We start from the raw sequence: 15,249 nt of genomic DNA, 5'->3' as shown, positions 1-15,249 counted from the left end.
TCATGATCTGATTTTGCGGATCCAAAGCAATAAGTTCACACCTATGCCATGCATAAATCTACTTCGCATAAAATTGAGTTATTATGCAAACATGTTATATTTCTCGGAAAACGGTCTTGGATAATCGGGTTGACTCAGTATGGGTACCAAGGGGATGAGACTCTATGATGCTTTGTCCAATAAAATTGATCATTCGTCTGGAGCTGAGATGGACCCCCTAGACGAGCTGCTGCAAGGCCTCCGCTTTTCCGCCAGTTTCTACCGGAGCTTTGACGTCCGGGCGCCCTGGTGCCTGGACATCCCGGTGCGGCAATGGACCAGCTTCCACTTCCAATCCCTGGGACAGTCCTGCCTCAAGCTGGGGGAGCAGCGCCTGACCCTCCGCACCGGCGACTTGGCCATCCTGCCCCATGGCCCCGCCCACACCTTTGCCGACAGCTTCGACACGCCCCCTCCCGGCCCTGGCGAGCCCTCCCTGGAGCACCAGGGTTCCGGCGCATCCCTCAAGGCCGAGGGGCCCGGCGAACGTTCCGTCCTGCTCTGCGGCGGCGCCAGGCTCGCCGGTCCCGCCGCTCGAATCCTCCTGGCCCAGTTGCCCTCAGCCATTGTGATCCGCCACCGGAAAGGGGAAGGTCTCTACTGGCTGCGCCCCATCGTGGAGGCAATCGATCTGGAGGCCCACCATCGCCAACCGGGCTCCAACACGGTCATCGCCCGCCTGGTCGACGTCCTGCTCATGCAGAGCGTCCGAGCCTGGATCGCCGCGGATCCGGAGAGGAGCGGATGGATCCGTGGCATGAGGGATCCCCAGATCGGTCGAAGCCTCGCTCTGATGCACGCCTCCCCCGAGAAGCCCTGGGACCTCAACAGTCTCTCGAAGGCCATTGGCATGTGCCGGGCCTCCTTCGCCGAGCGGTTCACTCTTCTCATCGGCAAGCCGCCCAAGGCCTACCTGACCCAGTTCCGGATGAACCTGGCCATCGAACTCCTCAAGAACGAACCCCTCACCGTGGCCCAGATCGCCGAGCAGCTGGGCTACGGAAGCGAGGCAGCCTTCAGCCGGGCCTATAAGCGGACCTTGGGCCTGGCTCCCCGCGCCCACCGGAAATCCCTTTAAAGGGTGCCTCCGGGCCCGGAGACGATACCCTTTGGCCGTTCCACGGTTCCGTGATTAAACAGAGGCATGGAACTCCTCATCACCAGCAAGGCCAATCCGCGATTCAAGCATCTCCGCTCGATCCTGGCGGCGTCGGGGGGTCGGCGCACCCACACGCTCCTGCTCGGGGCCAAGCTCATCGAGGCCTGGGAAGGGGTCCGCAACAGCCCGGCGGGCACCCGGATCCGCCCCCTCCAGTGGATACGGCTGGATGGGGCCGGGGAGCACCCCCTGGAGCGCCGCCACCCCCTGGACACCCTCACCCTTGCGGAACCCCTGATGCGGGAACTGGCGGACGCGGGCAGCCCTCCGGACCTGGCCCTGCTCGCGGAACTGGGACCCGAACCGACGGGCCCCCTGGCGGATCGGGTCATCGGGGCCTGGGGCATCCAGGACCCGGGCAACCTGGGGGCCATCCTCCGCAGCGCCGCCGCCTTCGGATTCCAGGAGGCCCTCCTGGGGCCCGGCTGCACCGATCCCTTCGCCCCCAAGGCCCTGCGGGGCTCCATGGGGGCGGCCTTCCTGATGCCCCTGCGCCGCATGGAGGCCCTGAGCCTCGACAGCGGGAAGTGGTTCGCCCTGGACGGCGGGCCCGGCGCCCTGCCCCTGGCGGAGGCCGACTTCCGCGGAGCTGTCCGACTCCTGGTCGGCAACGAGGGGCATGGCTGGCAGGGCGTGGCCCTGCCCGAGGCTGTGCGACGCCTCGCCATCCCCATCCAGGGGGTGGAGAGCCTCAACGCGGCCGTGGCCGCCGGTATCGCCTGCTTCGAGGTGGCCCGGAGAGGCCGGGCATGATCGCGCGGCACCTCTTGGAAGCCCTCGGCCTGGGGCTGCTCTTCGCCCTGGCCTTTGACCTGGCGGCTGTCCCGGCATTGGCCTTCCTGGAACCTCTGGTGGGCTTGCTCTTCCTGAGCCTCGTCTTCCGCAGCGTCTTCAGGGGAAGGCACTCCCTCTGGGGCTTCCTGGCCTTCCTGATCGGCTTCTGGGGCATCTTCCACTGGGTGCCCCAGACCCTGGCGATCAAGGGGCCCATGCCGATACCCATGGCCATCCTCGGGACCATGCTCCTGAACGCCTGGGAAGCCCTGGGCTTCTGGGGGGTGCTTCTCCTGGCCCGCTGGCTGGGGCAGCGCAGCGGTGCATGGGGAGCGGGTCTGGGAGCCGCCCTGGGAATCGCCCTATGGGAGTTGCTGGGATTCCACGTCTATCCCTTCACCTGGGGAACCCTCGTGGGCGGCCTGCCCATCCTGGTCCGGAGCGCCGCATTCCTGGGTTCCCACGGGCTGAGCGCCCTCCTCTGGGGAGCGGGAGCCATGGCGGGCCTCCTGTGGGCAGAGCGAAAGCCCAGGCCCTTCCTGCCCCCCCTGGCCCTGCTTGCGGGACTCCTGCTCCTGGGTCTGGCCTGGCCCCTGCTCCCGAAGGGGCCGGAGCACCACCTGGATGTGGTGATGATCCAGCCGAACTGGCCCGCCGGCCAGCCCTTCCGGGGCATGGAGGCCCGGCTCTGGGAGCGTAGCGACCGGGAACTCCAGCGTGCGGGCCTGCCTCGATCGGGCCGGACCACCCTGCTCCTCTGGCCCGAGAGTTCGGTAATGGGCCGGAACGATCTGGCCCCCAACCCCCGACTCCCGGAGGAGGCCCGTCGCCGCGGCATCGCCTGGCTCTACGGCACGGAGGGAGAGCGATTCAACCTCGTACGGGGGGAGGCCCCTGGGTCCCCCTCGTTCCTCCAGGCCAAGGTGGTCCCCATGCCCTTCGGGGAACGGATGCCCGGCCCCGAGGCCCTGCAGCGTTGGCTGGATGAGCGCATGGGATTCCTATCCCAGGAACCCGGCACCCTGGGCCCCCAGAGCAGCTTCGCCCTCCCGGGTCTGAAGGTCCACCCCCTGATCTGCAGCGAGGCCCTCATCCCTTGGCGGGTGCTGCGGGGTCTGGACCAGGCGGGGGGCGATGTACTGGCCAATCTCACCAACGACGGATGGTTCGAACGCAGCATCGCCACGGACCTCCACGGCGCCCAGATCCGACTCCGGGCAGTGGAAACGGGGCTGCCCCTCCTGCGGGCCACCCTCACGGGCAAGTCCGGAGTCTTCCGGGCCGACGGCAGTGGCGGGTTATGGGGAGAGCCCATGAGCGAGGCCGCCCACGCCTTCCCCCTGGACTGGCGCCCCGTGAAGGCCCCGGCCCGAAGCCCCCTTGTCCTGGTGGGAGAACTGCTGCTCCTTGCCCTTGCGACCCTCCTGGTAGGATGGCTGGTGAGGCGCTCATGAGCGAAGACATCACCCTGAACCTCTTGCCCCCCATCCTCGCGTCCGCCAGTCCCCGCCGGAGACACTGGATGAACGCCCTCGGCATCCCTTACGAATCCTGGGCCCCGGATGCGGATGAGACCCCCCTGCCGAACGAGGATCCCGAGGCCATGGTGTGCCGTCTTGCCTGCATGAAAGCCAAGATCGTATCGGCTGTGAATCCCGGACGCTGGGTCATCGCCGCCGATACCACCGTGGCAGTGGACCACCACGTCCTGGGCAAGCCCGTGGACGAGGAGGACGCCCAACGGATGCTGGGGCTGATCCAGGGCCGGAACCATGAGGTCCACACCGCCCTCTGCCTGATGCGGGACGAAGAGATCCACAGTTTTGTGGATACGGCCGAGGTCTTCATCCGCCCCCTCACACCGGAACAGATCACCTGGTACGCGAGCACCGGGGAACCCATGGACAAGGCCGGGGCCTATGCGGCCCAGGGGATCGCAGCCCTGTTCATCGAGCGAATCGAAGGCAGCTTTGCAACGGTGATGGGCTTCCCCGTGGAATCTTTCGGGGCACTCCTGCTGGAACTGGGGCTGACCCAGTCCTGGCTAGGTATGCCCAGATAATCCGGCCTCATCTGCTAGACTGCGGGCATGATTCCCCAGGCGACCCCCCAGCCCAGTGGTGAACTCCCATGAGCCGCGGATGGCACCTGGGTGGGGTCTGGTACAGCCACCTCATGAACCTCGTGGCCGATCCGGCAGGCGCTTCCTGGCATCTGGTTAAGCGGGGGGACGGCGGAGCCCGCTGCCTCCTCCAATACTGGGAGCCCGCCCCGCTCCAGCGGGAGCAGGACCAGATCAAGCATGAGCATCTCAGGCAGATCCAGGATGCTGGCGCCATGGATCCCCTGCGGACCCACTTCGGAGTGGAGGAGGGCCGGGTGTGGCTTCTCCAGGAACTCGAAGGGGAGTCCCTGGCCTCCCTGTGGCCAAACCTGTCCATGCCCCAGCGGAACGCCCTCCTGGCCAAGCTGGAGAACGGCCTCCGGTCCTCACCCTCTGGACGTTTCCTGCATCCCGAAACCATCGGTGTGGGGAGTGGACGCCTGACCCTTCCCAGGGTCCTGGGTCCGACCCCCCGCTCCCTTTCCGAACTGAAGGGGGTCCTGGAAGCCATCCCCTGCCAAGAGGCGGGCCCCCACCGCCCATGGGAGGCGCCTCCCGATCTGACCGCGGAAAGCCCCCTGCCGATCCGTGGACGGACCCAGGAGATGACCTACCTCAAGTCCCTGATGTTCGGCCTGAAGGCCGGCTCCACCCATGAGCGGGTGGTGGTGATCCAGGGGGAGGAGGGGCTTGGGAAGGAGCTTCTGGCCGCCTATGCCGCCGCCGCCGCCGAAACGGAGGGGATATGGGTCAACGGACTCGATGTGATGGGAGAGGAAGCCGCAGGGCACTTCCTGGGACGCCTCCTCCATAATCTGATCCAGGGCAGCGAAGCGGAGTTCTACGCCCAGCATCCGGATGTGGCGCGGAACCTGGCAGCGCGCGTGGAGAGCTTCGCATTCCTCCGCAGTGTTCGCAAACACAGGGGAGGACTCTCCCAGGTGGACCCTGCGGAACTGGCCGGGGCCCTCACCCTGCTGCAATTCGCCCAGGAGCGCCATCCCAGGCTCATCCTGCTCCGCGGCGTGGACCGGGCAGACAATGCCCTCCTGGGACTGCTCAAGGACCTGATCCGCAGCTCCCGCCTCCCCTGGCTCCTGGTGGTGAACAACGGGGGTCCCACCCGCACGGCCCGCCCCCTCCTCGGGCCCCTGAGCCAGGATCCCGATGTGGCCATCCTGAACCTCAAACGCCTGGAGGACCGGGATCTGAGAGCCACCCTGGAGGATATCCTCGGTCCCCACGACCTGTCGGAAGCCCTGGCCATGGACGTCTGCCTGGCCAGCCTCGGCAATGCGGGCATCCTGCGAAACCTCCTGGAGCGCGCCTTGCTGGAGGGTGCCCTGGTCTGGGAAGGGGGACGCTGGCGTCCGGTCCCCGGCAAGCCCATCTCCCTGGTCGCCCATCCAGACATGCTCTCGGAGATTCTCTCCGGCCGCTTCCGACGTCTCCCCCCGGCCGCCGCCCTCCTGGCCCGTCTCGTGGCCCTGGGGGACGATTCCGTGAGCCTCAGCGCCCTGGGCCGGGCCGTCGGCCTGGCGGGGGAGCCGCTGGAGGAGGCCCTTCAAGCCCTTCAGAACGGCAAGTTCGTGCAGATCCTGGATGGTCGGGCATCCCCCCTGAGCCCCCAGATCCGGGATCTGGCCATGGAGGGAATCCCGCCAGGCGAGATCAAGCGTCTCGCCCGGACCCTCCTGAAGGCCATCCAGGATGAATCCCGGGGACCCGTCCTCTCGGTGCGCCTCCAGTCCTACGCCTCCGATGCCCCGACCGCTCTGGCCAGGGTCATGGAGGCCATCGAACAGCCTCCCCCGGCCCCCGGAGAGGCGGAGGCCATCGTCCGGCAGACCCTCGCCCTGGGGCCCAGCCCAGCCCAGAAGGCCCGACTCTGGGAATTCCTGGCGGATTCCTGGACCCATTCCACCATCCGGGGGAGGGTCCACCCCGGCCAGCTCAAGGGCCGCTCCCCCTACGAATGGGCCCTGGAATCCCTGGATCAGGCCCTGGAGGAGGACAGCGAGGAGCTGGCCCCCCCGACCCAACGCGCCCGGACCTTGCGAAAGAAGGCCTTCCTGCAGCTCCGCCTCCGGCGCTTTGAACAGGCGGAGCATACGGCCCGGAAGGCCCAGAGCCTGCTCATGGACCACCTCTTCCACGAGGAGCAGACCCGCCTGCGGCTCGCCCTGGGGCGCGGCTATTTCTTCCGGGGACACGTATCCCAGGCCGCCCGCCACTTCGAGGAGGGCAAACGCCTCGTGGAACGTGTGGAGCAGCGAGAGAGCCACGCAGAGCGCGCCGGACTGCTGTTGGACCTGGGACGGATCCAGATGGAGCGCTGCCAGTTCCACGGAGCCCTCGGCTCCCTCCTGGGAGCTAGGCGCATCCTGGAGCACAGCCAAGACCACCGTCGCCTTGTGGGGGTGCTTCTGGCCCTGGGCCAGACCCACTTCGCCATGGGGCAGTCCCAGCCTGCCCACCGGTGCCTCTCCGAAGCCATGAACGCGGCTCTGGCCCAGGATGACCTGGAACTCATCGCCGACTGCCACCTGGCCCTGGGCATGATCGCCAGCGTGGAGCAGGATCTGGGCCGCGCCCTCTCCTGCCTGGAGCAGGCCATTGAGGGCTATGAGCAGCTGAGCGACCGGGGCCGCGCCGCTCGAGCCTCCCTCTGGAGAGCCCGCACCCTGGCCTGCCTCGGGGATCATCTCGAATCCGAGCACCTCCTGCTGGAACTGGCTTGCCCAGGGGAGCCCATGTCCGCCCATGAGGAAGGCGAACGCCTCTCCCTCCAGGCCGAGATCCTCGAATTCCGGGGGGCGTGGGGGAATGCCGCACGGGTCTATCAGGAAGCGGCGGATTGCCATCGGGGCTTCGGCCTGAGCTGGCGGGAGACCCTCGCCAGGGTCCGCCAGATCCAGGCTCTGGCCCAGGACCGCGCCCCGGACACCCCCGCCCGCTGGTCCGGCCTGGAGGCCCTGAGGGAGCCCGTCGCCAGCTCCGGTTCGCGCTGGCTGGACTTGGAATGGCACCACGCCCACGCCATCCTCCTCTCGGCCTCCAGCGACACTGCGGCCTCCGAGGCGTTGCGAGCCTGGGGTGAAGTCCTCGCCACCGCCCGGGAGCTGGGCCGCACCTCCCTGGTGCTGGAGGCCTGCACCCAGGGGGCATGCCTGCTCCTCAGGCGCGGAGAAGAGCTGGGAGCCCGCGCCAAGATACAGGAAGCCTGCTCCAGCTTCCAGGAACTCTGGTCCAGGGTGCCCGCGGCCTTCGGCCCCCACTTCCTGGGCCGTCCAGACCTGCATCATTTCCGCCTCGCGGTGGAATCCGTGGGCATGGACCTTCCTCAACACCTCCCCCCACCCGTGGGCCTTCAGACATGGGATCCAGCATGAGTTCTCCCTCCACCAACCGCGTACAGCTCACCATCCCCAAGCTGATCGAGAAGGTCCAAGCCGGGGAAAAGCTGGCCATGCTCACGGCCTATGACGCCGTCCACGCCCGATTGGCGGACGCCGCCGGGGTGGACATGATCCTTGTGGGCGATAGCGTGGGCAACGTCTGTCTGGGCTTCGACAACACCCTGCCGGTCTCCATGGCCATGATGAACCACCACCTGGAGGCCGTGGCCAGGACCCGTCCCAAGGCATTCCTGGTGGTGGATCTGCCCTACCTGAGCTACCACCTGGGGCTGGAGGATTCCATCCGCAACGCGGGAGGCTTTCTCCAGCGCGGCGCCCAGGCGGTGAAGCTGGAAGGGGGCGCCAACCGTGTTCAGGTCGTGAAGGCCCTGGTGGATGCAGAGATCCCGGTAATGGGGCACCTCGGGCTCACCCCCCAGTCCGTCCACGCCATGGGGGGCTACGCCGTCCAGGGCCGTGCCGGGCACGAGGCCATCCGGGTTGTGGAGGACGCCCTGAGGCTCCAGGATGCCGGCTGCTTCATGATCGTGCTCGAAGGCATCCCGGCGGACCTGGGCGCCCGGGTCACCCAGGAACTGGAGATCCCCACCATCGGAATCGGGGCCGGACCGGGATGCGATGGGCAGGTTCTGGTCTTTCACGATCTATTGGGACTACTCCCGGGCAAACCCGCCAAGTTCGTTCGCAAATACATGTCAGGCTATGAAGATTCCGTGAGCGCCATCGCCAGATGGGCAGAAGATGTGCGGGGGGGGGTGTTCCCAGATGCGCGGGAATCCTATATTCTTCCAGAGCCCGCCCGCAAGCTCCTCAACGAGTGGCACGCAGGGGAAGGCCGGAATTAGACCCAAGAATCGAGTCGTTTTATGCGCATTATTCGCACCATCCCCGAACTGCGGACCGCCCTCAAGGCGAGACGTGAAGGCGGCAATACCATCGGATTCGTCCCCACCATGGGCTTTCTGCACGAGGGGCACGCCTCGCTGATCCGCCAGTGCGCGGCACGCTGCGACTGCCCCGTGGTTTCGATCTTCGTCAATCCCACCCAGTTCGGCCCCGAGGAAGACTTCGCCCAGTACCCCAGGGACGCGGAGCGGGATCAGAACCTCTGTCTCAAACTGGGCGTGAAGATCCTCTTCATGCCCGAGCCCTCCGAGGTCTACCCCACCGGATTCAGCACGTTCGTGGAGCCCGGCAACCTGGGAAACGTCCTCTGCGGCGAGTTCCGGCCCGGCCACTTCCGGGGCGTGGCCACGGTGGTGACCAAGCTCTTCAACATGGTGCAGCCCAATCTGGCCTTCTTCGGCCAGAAGGATTTCCAGCAGGTGGCGGTCATCCGGCGCCTGGTCAAGGACCTGAACCTTCCCGTGGACATCATCGCCGCCCCCACCATCCGGGAGGCGGACGGCCTTGCCATGAGTTCCCGCAACACCTACCTGAGCCCCGAGAACCGCCAGCGAGCCCTCTGCATCAGCCGCGGCCTGCTGAAGGCCGAGGCGGCCTTCAGGGGGGGCACCCGGGATGCGGAGGCCCTTCTCGCCGCCGCCAAGACGGAACTGAATGAAATGGACGAGATCCACTACTGCGAACTGGTGGATGCCCTCACGCTGGAGCCCGTCAGCCGCGAGGTGAACCGTGCCGCCGTCCTGGCAGTGGCTGCCATGGTGGGCAGGACCCGACTCATCGACAATGTCCTGCTGTCCCCCTCCGCGGACACCTCCCACTTCATCAGCCACCTGGGCGATTGAAGCAGGTCTGCCGCCTTCCACGATCCACTGAGTCAACGCGGAGGGCGCAGAGCTTGAAAAGAGAGGGCGCGGAGGGAAGGCCCGCAAACGGGTGCGGCATCTGGAACGGCCCTTCGGGGCCATGGCTCCATGACTGACCTTGGCCCACCGTCAGCCCTACGTCCGGAGCTGCGCAGTGCGGCGAAGGCGGAGCCCATCGGGCTCTATCTCCACTATCCCTTCTGTCGGGCCCGCTGCGGCTATTGCTCCTTCTCCTCCACCCAGGATCGGCGACTTCAGGGGCCAGTCCTGGAGCGTATGCTCGGCGAAATCACGGAGTGGGGCCAAGCCCTGGCAAGGCCCGAGGTCGACACCCTCTACCTGGGGGGGGGCACCCCCTCCCTCCTAGAGGTGCCGGACCTGGAACGCCTGGGCGCCGCCCTGGGGAGTTCCTTCGATCTTTCCTCCCTGATGGAGGCCACCATCGAGGCCAACCCGGGCACCGCCGACCGCGCCTGGTTCCAGGGTGCCTGCAGGCTGGGCTGGGACCGTCTCAGCCTGGGCATCCAGACCCTGGACGACCTCCTGCTGGAACGACTGGGACGCATCCACTCCGCCGCCGAGGGCCTCCAGGCCATCGAGGATGCCCGCCAGGCCGGCTTCCAGCGGGTCAGCGCGGACCTCATGGTGGGGATCCCGGGGCAGGATCTGGGGCGCATCCTCACAGATGCCCGGACCTTGGTGGAAGCCGGGGTCGAGCACCTCTCCATCTACCTCCTGGACCTGGACAAGGACTGCATCCTGAAGGGGGATGTGGACGCCGGGCTCCTGCGCCTGCCCTCGGAGGACGAGGTGGCGGATGTCTTCGAAGCCCTCCAGGAGGAGTTGCCCCGTCTCGGCCTCCCCCCGTACGAGATCAGCAACTACGCCCGGCCCGGGTGCGAGTCCCGCCACAACTCCCGCTACTGGGAGAGGCGCCCCTACCTGGGCCTGGGCCCCAGTGCCGCCAGCCAGCTGGGACGCTACCGATGGACCGAGGCGGAATCCCCCAAGGCCTGGGCCCAGGGCGAGGGACTTTCGGAGTGCCAAGACCTGAGCCCCGAAGAGGCCCTGGCGGAAATCCCGCTCCTGGGCCTGCGCATGCACCGCGGAATCGACTGGGAAGCTCTCCGCCGCCAGGCAGATTCCCAGGGCCTCCTGCCGCTTGTGGAAGGCTGGGAGAAGGCCCTGGAGCCCTGCGTCAAGGCGGCCCTCCTGGAACGCCAGAACGCGATCCTCCGCCTGACGCCCAAGGGGATGCTGATGAGCAACGCGGTGCTGCAGCTCTTCGTGTGAGAAAAAGCGAGTGTGGTGCCCCGCCTTGGCGCCGGTCCCAGTTATTCAGGGCCACCACTCTGGTTCAGGGTGAGATCAGAGGTCCTTCACCCCAGGCCTTCGCCAAACCATTCATTTCAGCCGCCGAACGTCACCAGATTTGGTGGAGCCTGCCTCCTGGATTACTCTAAAACCAAGGCTCAGGCCTGACCCGAAGGGAAACTCATGGCATGGCTACATCTGGCGCTGGACTTCCTGCGCCGTTTAACAAACCCCGAAACGCTCAATCTGATGGCTGGCCAGATGGACGGCTGGCTCTATGTCGTGCTCTTCGCCATCATCTTCTGCGAAACGGGGCTGGTGGTCCTGCCCTTCCTGCCAGGGGACAGCCTGCTCTTTGCCATCGGTGCCCTGGGGGCCATCCCCGGAACCCCCCTCAACCTCTGGCTTCTGGGCCTGCTCCTGGTGGTGGCGGCGGTCCTGGGGGATGCCGTGAACTACTCCATCGGCGCCCGACTGGGCCCAGCGGTCTTCCACAACGAAGGCGGGCGATGGCTCAACAAGAAGCACCTGATGGCCGCACACGAGTTCTACGAGAAATACGGCGGCAAGACCATCATCCTCGCGCGCTTCGTGCCAATCGTCCGCACCTTCGCCCCCTTCGTGGCTGGCATCGGGAAGATGACCTACAGCCACTTCGCCCTCTACAACATCAGCGGGGCGATCCTCTGGGTGGGGCTGATCATGGCCGCGGGACGGATCTTCGGCGGCATCCCCTGGGTCAAGACCCACTTCGAATCTGTGCTGGTGGCCATCATCGTCATCTCGGTCCTGCCCGCGATCGTCGAGTATTTCAGGTCCCGGAGGAAGGCCCTGGCATGAGCGAAGACCTGGTCAGGAACCGCAAGGCCCTGCACGCCTACCACATCCTGGAGACCTGGGAGGCTGGCATCGCCCTCCAGGGCACAGAGGTCAAGTCCCTCCGGGAGGGCAAGGGACAGCTCCAGGACGCCTTCGTGGACATCTCCGGCACCGAGCTGTGGCTCAAGCAGTGCCATATCCAGCCCTACATCTTCGGCACCTATGCCAACCACGACCCCCTGCGCCCCCGCAAGCTCCTCTTGAACCGCGCCGAGATCACCCGCATCATCGCCAAGGCCACCCGCAAGGGCTTCACCATCGTCCCCTTGGCCATCTATCTGAATGCCAAGGGGATCATCAAGGTAAAGATCGCCTTGGCCGAGGGCAAGAGCCTGGGCGACAAGCGCGAAGCCCTCAAGGAGCGGGAGAGCAAGCGGGAGATGGACCGCATCCGGAAGGGCGACCGGGAATAGTCAAAAAGAGACTTCCACCACCAAGCAACCCCGCCGCGCGGGGTTGCTTGGTAAAGAGAAGGACCGAATGCGAATACGCGGCTTCAGGGGGCGATGTAAACCCAAGGGTTTACAGGGTAGACACCAAGTCAGGAAGAAAAGACCAAGAAAAGCGTTTCTTTCTTTTGCTTTTCCTTAGTGTCTTCGCGCCTTCGTGGTGGAATTTCTTTTCAGTTCGCAGCCTCCAGCGACCGTTCCAGGCTCTGCAGCATCCGCAACCGGGCGAAGGGTCCGGGCACCTGGGAGAGTTCCTGGGAGGAGCCATGCTGGATGACCCGGCCTTCCTCCAGGACCATCACCTGCTCGCAGAGGTCCGCCACGAAGACCCGATGGGTGGAGAGCACGAGGGTGGCCCGGCCCAGGAAGCCCCGCAGGTTCTCCAGGATGCGGCTCTCGGTCTCGGCATCCACGGCGCTAAGGGCATCGTCCATCAGGAGCAGTCTGGGCTTGCGCAGGAGGGCCCGGGCCAGGGCGGTGCGCTGACGCTCCCCGCCGCTCAGGACCACGCCCCGCTCACCGACCACGGTATCAAGCCCCTGGGGCAGGCGGTGGATCAGGTCGTCCAGGCACACCACCCGGGCGACCTCCCAGAGGTCCTCGTCGGTCGCCTCCGGGCGCCCGAAGGCCAGGTTCTCCCGGAGGGTGGTGGAGAAGAGAAAGGCCTCCTGGGGCACCCAGCCGAGCCCGGCCCAGTGCCAACGGAGCTTTCCTGCATCCAGGGCCTCCCCGTCCACCCGGATCTCGCCCTCCACGGGCTGGCGAAGCCCCGCGAGGAGTTGAAGGAGGATCGTCTTCCCGGAGCCGATGCCCCCCACGATGGCGAGACTGCCACCGGGAGGCAGATCCAGATCCAGGGGACCCAGGCCCCGGCCTGAATCGAAGCGCGAGACCAGGGCACGGCCCCGGAGCGCCAGGGGACTGGAGGGCAGTTCCTGAATCCCAGGCCCTGGAACCGGCGTTTCCGGGGAACTGAGAACGAAGTCAATCCGTTCCTGCCCCGCCTTGGCCCTCTGAAAGAGGTTGGCGGCCCAGCCCAGAGACATGATGGGCCAACCCAGGGCCACCAGATACCCCGAGAAGGCCGTGAGGTCACCGATGTGAAGGGTCTTCTGCAGCACCAGGTGGCCGCCATAGCCCACCAGGGCCAGGATGGAGATCCCGCCCATGATGCCAGCAACGGGACCGTAGGCACCCCAGAGCACCGTCTGGCGGATGCTGAGGCGGGCATGGTATTCGCTCAGTTCCTGGAATTCCCGCACTCGGTCATCCTCAAGGCCGAAGGCCTGGATCACGCGCTCACCGGAGATGGCCTCGTGGCTGAAGGTGTTGATCCTGGCGTTCACCACCTGCATCTTCTGCTGGAGGGAGTGGCTCCAGTGCCCAATGAGATAGAAGCCCCCAGCCAGGAAAGCGAAGGGAATGAGCACCGCCAAGGTGAGGCGGGGACTGGCGTGAAGCATGAGCCCCAGGGTGACCGGAAGCATGGAGACCGTAGCCAGAAAGCTCATGATCCCGGGCCCCGTGGCCATGCGCACCGTAGAGACATCGTCCCCGATGCGGCTCATGAGATCACCCACCTGCTGGCGCTCGAAGAAGGCGAAGGGGCGGGCCAGGAAGAAGGCATAGAGTTCCTCACGCTGTTCCCGCTCGATGGTCCGGGAGAGCCCGATGAGGATGTTGCGCATGAGGTAGCGCCCAACCCCGGCCGTCAGCGTGAAAATCAGCATCCACACCAGGGCCTGACGGGAGCGGGTCCACTGGCCCAGTTCGAGGGCCTTGACGGCCCGACCCGACCAGTAGGGGGTCCAGGAGGCGGCGACACTGCACAGGATGGTGGCCGCGAGGCCCAAGAGCAGGGTTCTACGGTGCGGCGAGAGCAGCTTCCACCACCAGGGACTTTTGATTGCCACGAACCGGACCTCCGGCTCCAGATTAGCCGGGCTGCCTCCATCTGCCGAGCAGGCCAGACCGTTAAAGGCATCCACATGGGATGCCGATAACCTAGACGCCATGGATATCACGGCCCTGGATCCCACTCGGACGGCCCCGGCGACGGGGACGGCGGGGGTGCGCACCCAGGGAACCCCCAAGCCAAACGACCCGAGCCAAGCCAGCTCTGGGAAGGGTGCGGACGCTGGGGAATCCTCAGATAGCGTAGAGCTCTCGCCCGAGGCCCAGGCCAAGGTCATCGAACTCAAGGCCAGGGACAAGGCGGTGAGAGCCCATGAGGCCGCGCACCTTTCTGCCGCCGGTGGCCTTGCCCAGGGCGGCGCCTCCTTCTCCTACGCGCAGGGCCCCGACAACAAGCGTTACGCAGTGGGGGGCGAAGTCTCCATCGACACCAGCCTGCCTGATGACCCCTCAGCCGCCATGGCCAAAGCCCGCCAGATTCGCGCCGCCGCCTTGGCCCCGGCCGATCCATCCCCCCAGGACCAGAAAGTCGCCGCCCAGGCCCTCGTCATGGAGAGTCAAGCCGCCGCCAAGCTGGCCCAGCTCAACCGGAGCCAAAGCGCCCAGGGCAGCAGTCCAGAAAAGCCGGGTTTGGATGTCGTGGCGTAGCCCACTGGTTGCCTTATCCTCTTCATCCCAGCTGATTCGTTTTTTCGGGGTCCGCCAGATGTTTGCCCAGCCCCTCGGGATGGGGTGTTGCCTGTGACAGACTCCATCCAAGCGCCTGCCCCATCGCTCACCCCGGACTCGATGCCACCATGCCCACCTCCCCCTCCCACCCAACCATCGGCCTTCTTCTTCTGACAGGCGGAAAGGGCGCCCGCATGGGTGAACCCAAGCATGCCATTGCCTTTCCCGGGGGTGGCTCCTGGTCGGGGCATCTGGTGGCAATTTTTGAGGAGGCTTTCCCGGGGGCAGCGGTCCGGGTCCTGGGGAATCCCGTGCCAGAGCGGCTGGAACTGCACGTGGTGGAGGATCCCCGGCAAGGCCCAGCAGTGGCCCTGAGGGCCTGGGCCCTGGCAGAGGAAGCGGAGATCGACTGGTGGTGGATCGCCGCCTGCGACCAGATGCACTGGTCCCCGGAGACTCTTCAGGCCTGGTTCCGGAGGGCCACCGGGGAGCGGATCTGGACCATGGGGCGCCACATGGACCACGTCCAATCCATGGGCAGCTGGATGCCGAACGAACTCCTCCCCGCCCTCAGGGAGCAGCAGGCCCACAGCCTCCGCGCCCTGATGGGCCAACTGCCCCACCGGATCCTGGACGTGGATGGGCCCGAATGGCTGGACCTGGACACGCCGGAGGAACGGAAGGCCTGGGAGGGAACGGGCAAGCCAAAGGTACCGGGAAACGGGAAAGCAATGCAGGGATGAAGCAATATTGACCTACA

General features: G+C 66.4%; 13 protein-coding genes. 12 read left to right on the top strand and 1 reads right to left on the bottom strand.

The features are described from left to right. Nucleotides 1-208: 208 nt before the first annotated feature. From HOLFODRAFT_RS0213215 to smpB, 10 genes are all read left to right on the top strand, one after another. A complete protein-coding gene (locus HOLFODRAFT_RS0213215) occupies nt 209-1,117 on the top strand; it encodes an AraC family transcriptional regulator (protein WP_005036062.1) in 909 nt (302 codons plus the stop codon). Between the two features lie 66 nt (nt 1,118-1,183). Beyond that, nucleotides 1,184-1,951, top strand: coding sequence for a TrmH family RNA methyltransferase (locus HOLFODRAFT_RS23320; protein WP_005036060.1), 768 nt, complete (start codon nt 1,184-1,186; stop codon nt 1,949-1,951). Next, on the top strand, nt 1,948-3,426 hold the full coding sequence (gene lnt / locus HOLFODRAFT_RS0213205; RefSeq protein ID WP_005036059.1) for an apolipoprotein N-acyltransferase: 1,479 nt from the start codon (nt 1,948-1,950) through the stop codon (nt 3,424-3,426). Before HOLFODRAFT_RS23320 ends, lnt begins: the two co-directional genes overlap by 4 nt. Next, nucleotides 3,423-4,034: a Maf family protein gene (locus HOLFODRAFT_RS0213200; protein ID WP_005036058.1), complete on the top strand. Its 612-nt coding sequence runs from the start codon at nt 3,423-3,425 to the stop codon at nt 4,032-4,034. Before lnt ends, HOLFODRAFT_RS0213200 begins: the two co-directional genes overlap by 4 nt. Nucleotides 4,035-4,102: 68 nt before the next feature. Next, the gene (locus tag HOLFODRAFT_RS0213195) at nt 4,103-7,468 is read left to right on the top strand and encodes an ATP-binding protein (protein WP_005036057.1); all 3,366 of its coding nucleotides are present in this window, start codon (nt 4,103-4,105) and stop codon (nt 7,466-7,468) included. Then, entirely contained in the window at nt 7,465-8,340 is an 876-nt protein-coding gene (gene panB / locus HOLFODRAFT_RS0213190) for a 3-methyl-2-oxobutanoate hydroxymethyltransferase (RefSeq protein ID WP_005036056.1), read from the top strand. Before HOLFODRAFT_RS0213195 ends, panB begins: the two co-directional genes overlap by 4 nt. Before the next feature lie 21 nt (nt 8,341-8,361). Continuing rightward, nucleotides 8,362-9,243: a pantoate--beta-alanine ligase gene (gene panC, locus HOLFODRAFT_RS0213185; RefSeq protein ID WP_005036055.1), complete on the top strand. Its 882-nt coding sequence runs from the start codon at nt 8,362-8,364 to the stop codon at nt 9,241-9,243. Between the two features lie 129 nt (nt 9,244-9,372). Next, the gene (gene hemW / locus HOLFODRAFT_RS0213180) at nt 9,373-10,557 is read left to right on the top strand and encodes a radical SAM family heme chaperone HemW (protein ID WP_005036053.1); all 1,185 of its coding nucleotides are present in this window, start codon (nt 9,373-9,375) and stop codon (nt 10,555-10,557) included. Between the two features lie 204 nt (nt 10,558-10,761). Beyond that, complete coding sequence (locus HOLFODRAFT_RS0213175) at nt 10,762-11,418, top strand: DedA family protein (protein ID WP_005036051.1); 657 nt, start codon at nt 10,762-10,764, stop codon at nt 11,416-11,418. Beyond that, complete coding sequence (gene smpB / locus HOLFODRAFT_RS0213170) at nt 11,415-11,870, top strand: SsrA-binding protein SmpB (protein WP_005036049.1); 456 nt, start codon at nt 11,415-11,417, stop codon at nt 11,868-11,870. Before HOLFODRAFT_RS0213175 ends, smpB begins: the two co-directional genes overlap by 4 nt. 209 nt (nt 11,871-12,079) lie before the next feature. Here the strand turns inward: smpB and HOLFODRAFT_RS0213165 are convergent, their stop codons facing one another. Beyond that, nucleotides 12,080-13,819, bottom strand: coding sequence for an ABC transporter ATP-binding protein (locus tag HOLFODRAFT_RS0213165; RefSeq protein ID WP_005036048.1), 1,740 nt, complete (start codon nt 13,817-13,819; stop codon nt 12,080-12,082). Nucleotides 13,820-13,919: 100 nt separating this feature from the next. Here HOLFODRAFT_RS0213165 and HOLFODRAFT_RS23315 point away from each other — a divergent pair, with 100 nt between their 5' ends. Next, nucleotides 13,920-14,468 (top strand): putative metalloprotease CJM1_0395 family protein, encoded by a 549-nt coding sequence (locus HOLFODRAFT_RS23315; RefSeq protein WP_005036047.1) that lies wholly within the window; start codon nt 13,920-13,922, stop codon nt 14,466-14,468. Nucleotides 14,469-14,617: 149 nt separating this feature from the next. After that, entirely contained in the window at nt 14,618-15,232 is a 615-nt protein-coding gene (gene mobA / locus HOLFODRAFT_RS0213155; RefSeq protein WP_026939308.1) for a molybdenum cofactor guanylyltransferase, read from the top strand. Nucleotides 15,233-15,249: the final 17 nt, after the last annotated feature.

The sequence above is a fragment of the Holophaga foetida DSM 6591 genome (assembly GCF_000242615.2).
Classification (GTDB): Bacteria; Acidobacteriota; Holophagae; order Holophagales; family Holophagaceae; genus Holophaga; species Holophaga foetida.
Note: the sequence above shows the minus strand (reverse complement) of the source record. Positions and strands in the feature narration are given on the sequence as shown.

Coding starts and splice junctions, on each gene's coding strand:
- HOLFODRAFT_RS0213215 (WP_005036062.1), top strand. CDS start 209: ATGGACCCCCTAGACGAGCTGCTGCAAGGCCTCCGCTTTTCCGCCAGT.
- HOLFODRAFT_RS23320 (WP_005036060.1), top strand. CDS start 1,184: ATGGAACTCCTCATCACCAGCAAGGCCAATCCGCGATTCAAGCATCTC.
- lnt (WP_005036059.1), top strand. CDS start 1,948: ATGATCGCGCGGCACCTCTTGGAAGCCCTCGGCCTGGGGCTGCTCTTC.
- HOLFODRAFT_RS0213200 (WP_005036058.1), top strand. CDS start 3,423: ATGAGCGAAGACATCACCCTGAACCTCTTGCCCCCCATCCTCGCGTCC.
- HOLFODRAFT_RS0213195 (WP_005036057.1), top strand. CDS start 4,103: ATGAGCCGCGGATGGCACCTGGGTGGGGTCTGGTACAGCCACCTCATG.
- panB (WP_005036056.1), top strand. CDS start 7,465: ATGAGTTCTCCCTCCACCAACCGCGTACAGCTCACCATCCCCAAGCTG.
- panC (WP_005036055.1), top strand. CDS start 8,362: ATGCGCATTATTCGCACCATCCCCGAACTGCGGACCGCCCTCAAGGCG.
- hemW (WP_005036053.1), top strand. CDS start 9,373: ATGACTGACCTTGGCCCACCGTCAGCCCTACGTCCGGAGCTGCGCAGT.
- HOLFODRAFT_RS0213175 (WP_005036051.1), top strand. CDS start 10,762: ATGGCATGGCTACATCTGGCGCTGGACTTCCTGCGCCGTTTAACAAAC.
- smpB (WP_005036049.1), top strand. CDS start 11,415: ATGAGCGAAGACCTGGTCAGGAACCGCAAGGCCCTGCACGCCTACCAC.
- HOLFODRAFT_RS23315 (WP_005036047.1), top strand. CDS start 13,920: ATGGATATCACGGCCCTGGATCCCACTCGGACGGCCCCGGCGACGGGG.
- mobA (WP_026939308.1), top strand. CDS start 14,618: ATGCCCACCTCCCCCTCCCACCCAACCATCGGCCTTCTTCTTCTGACA.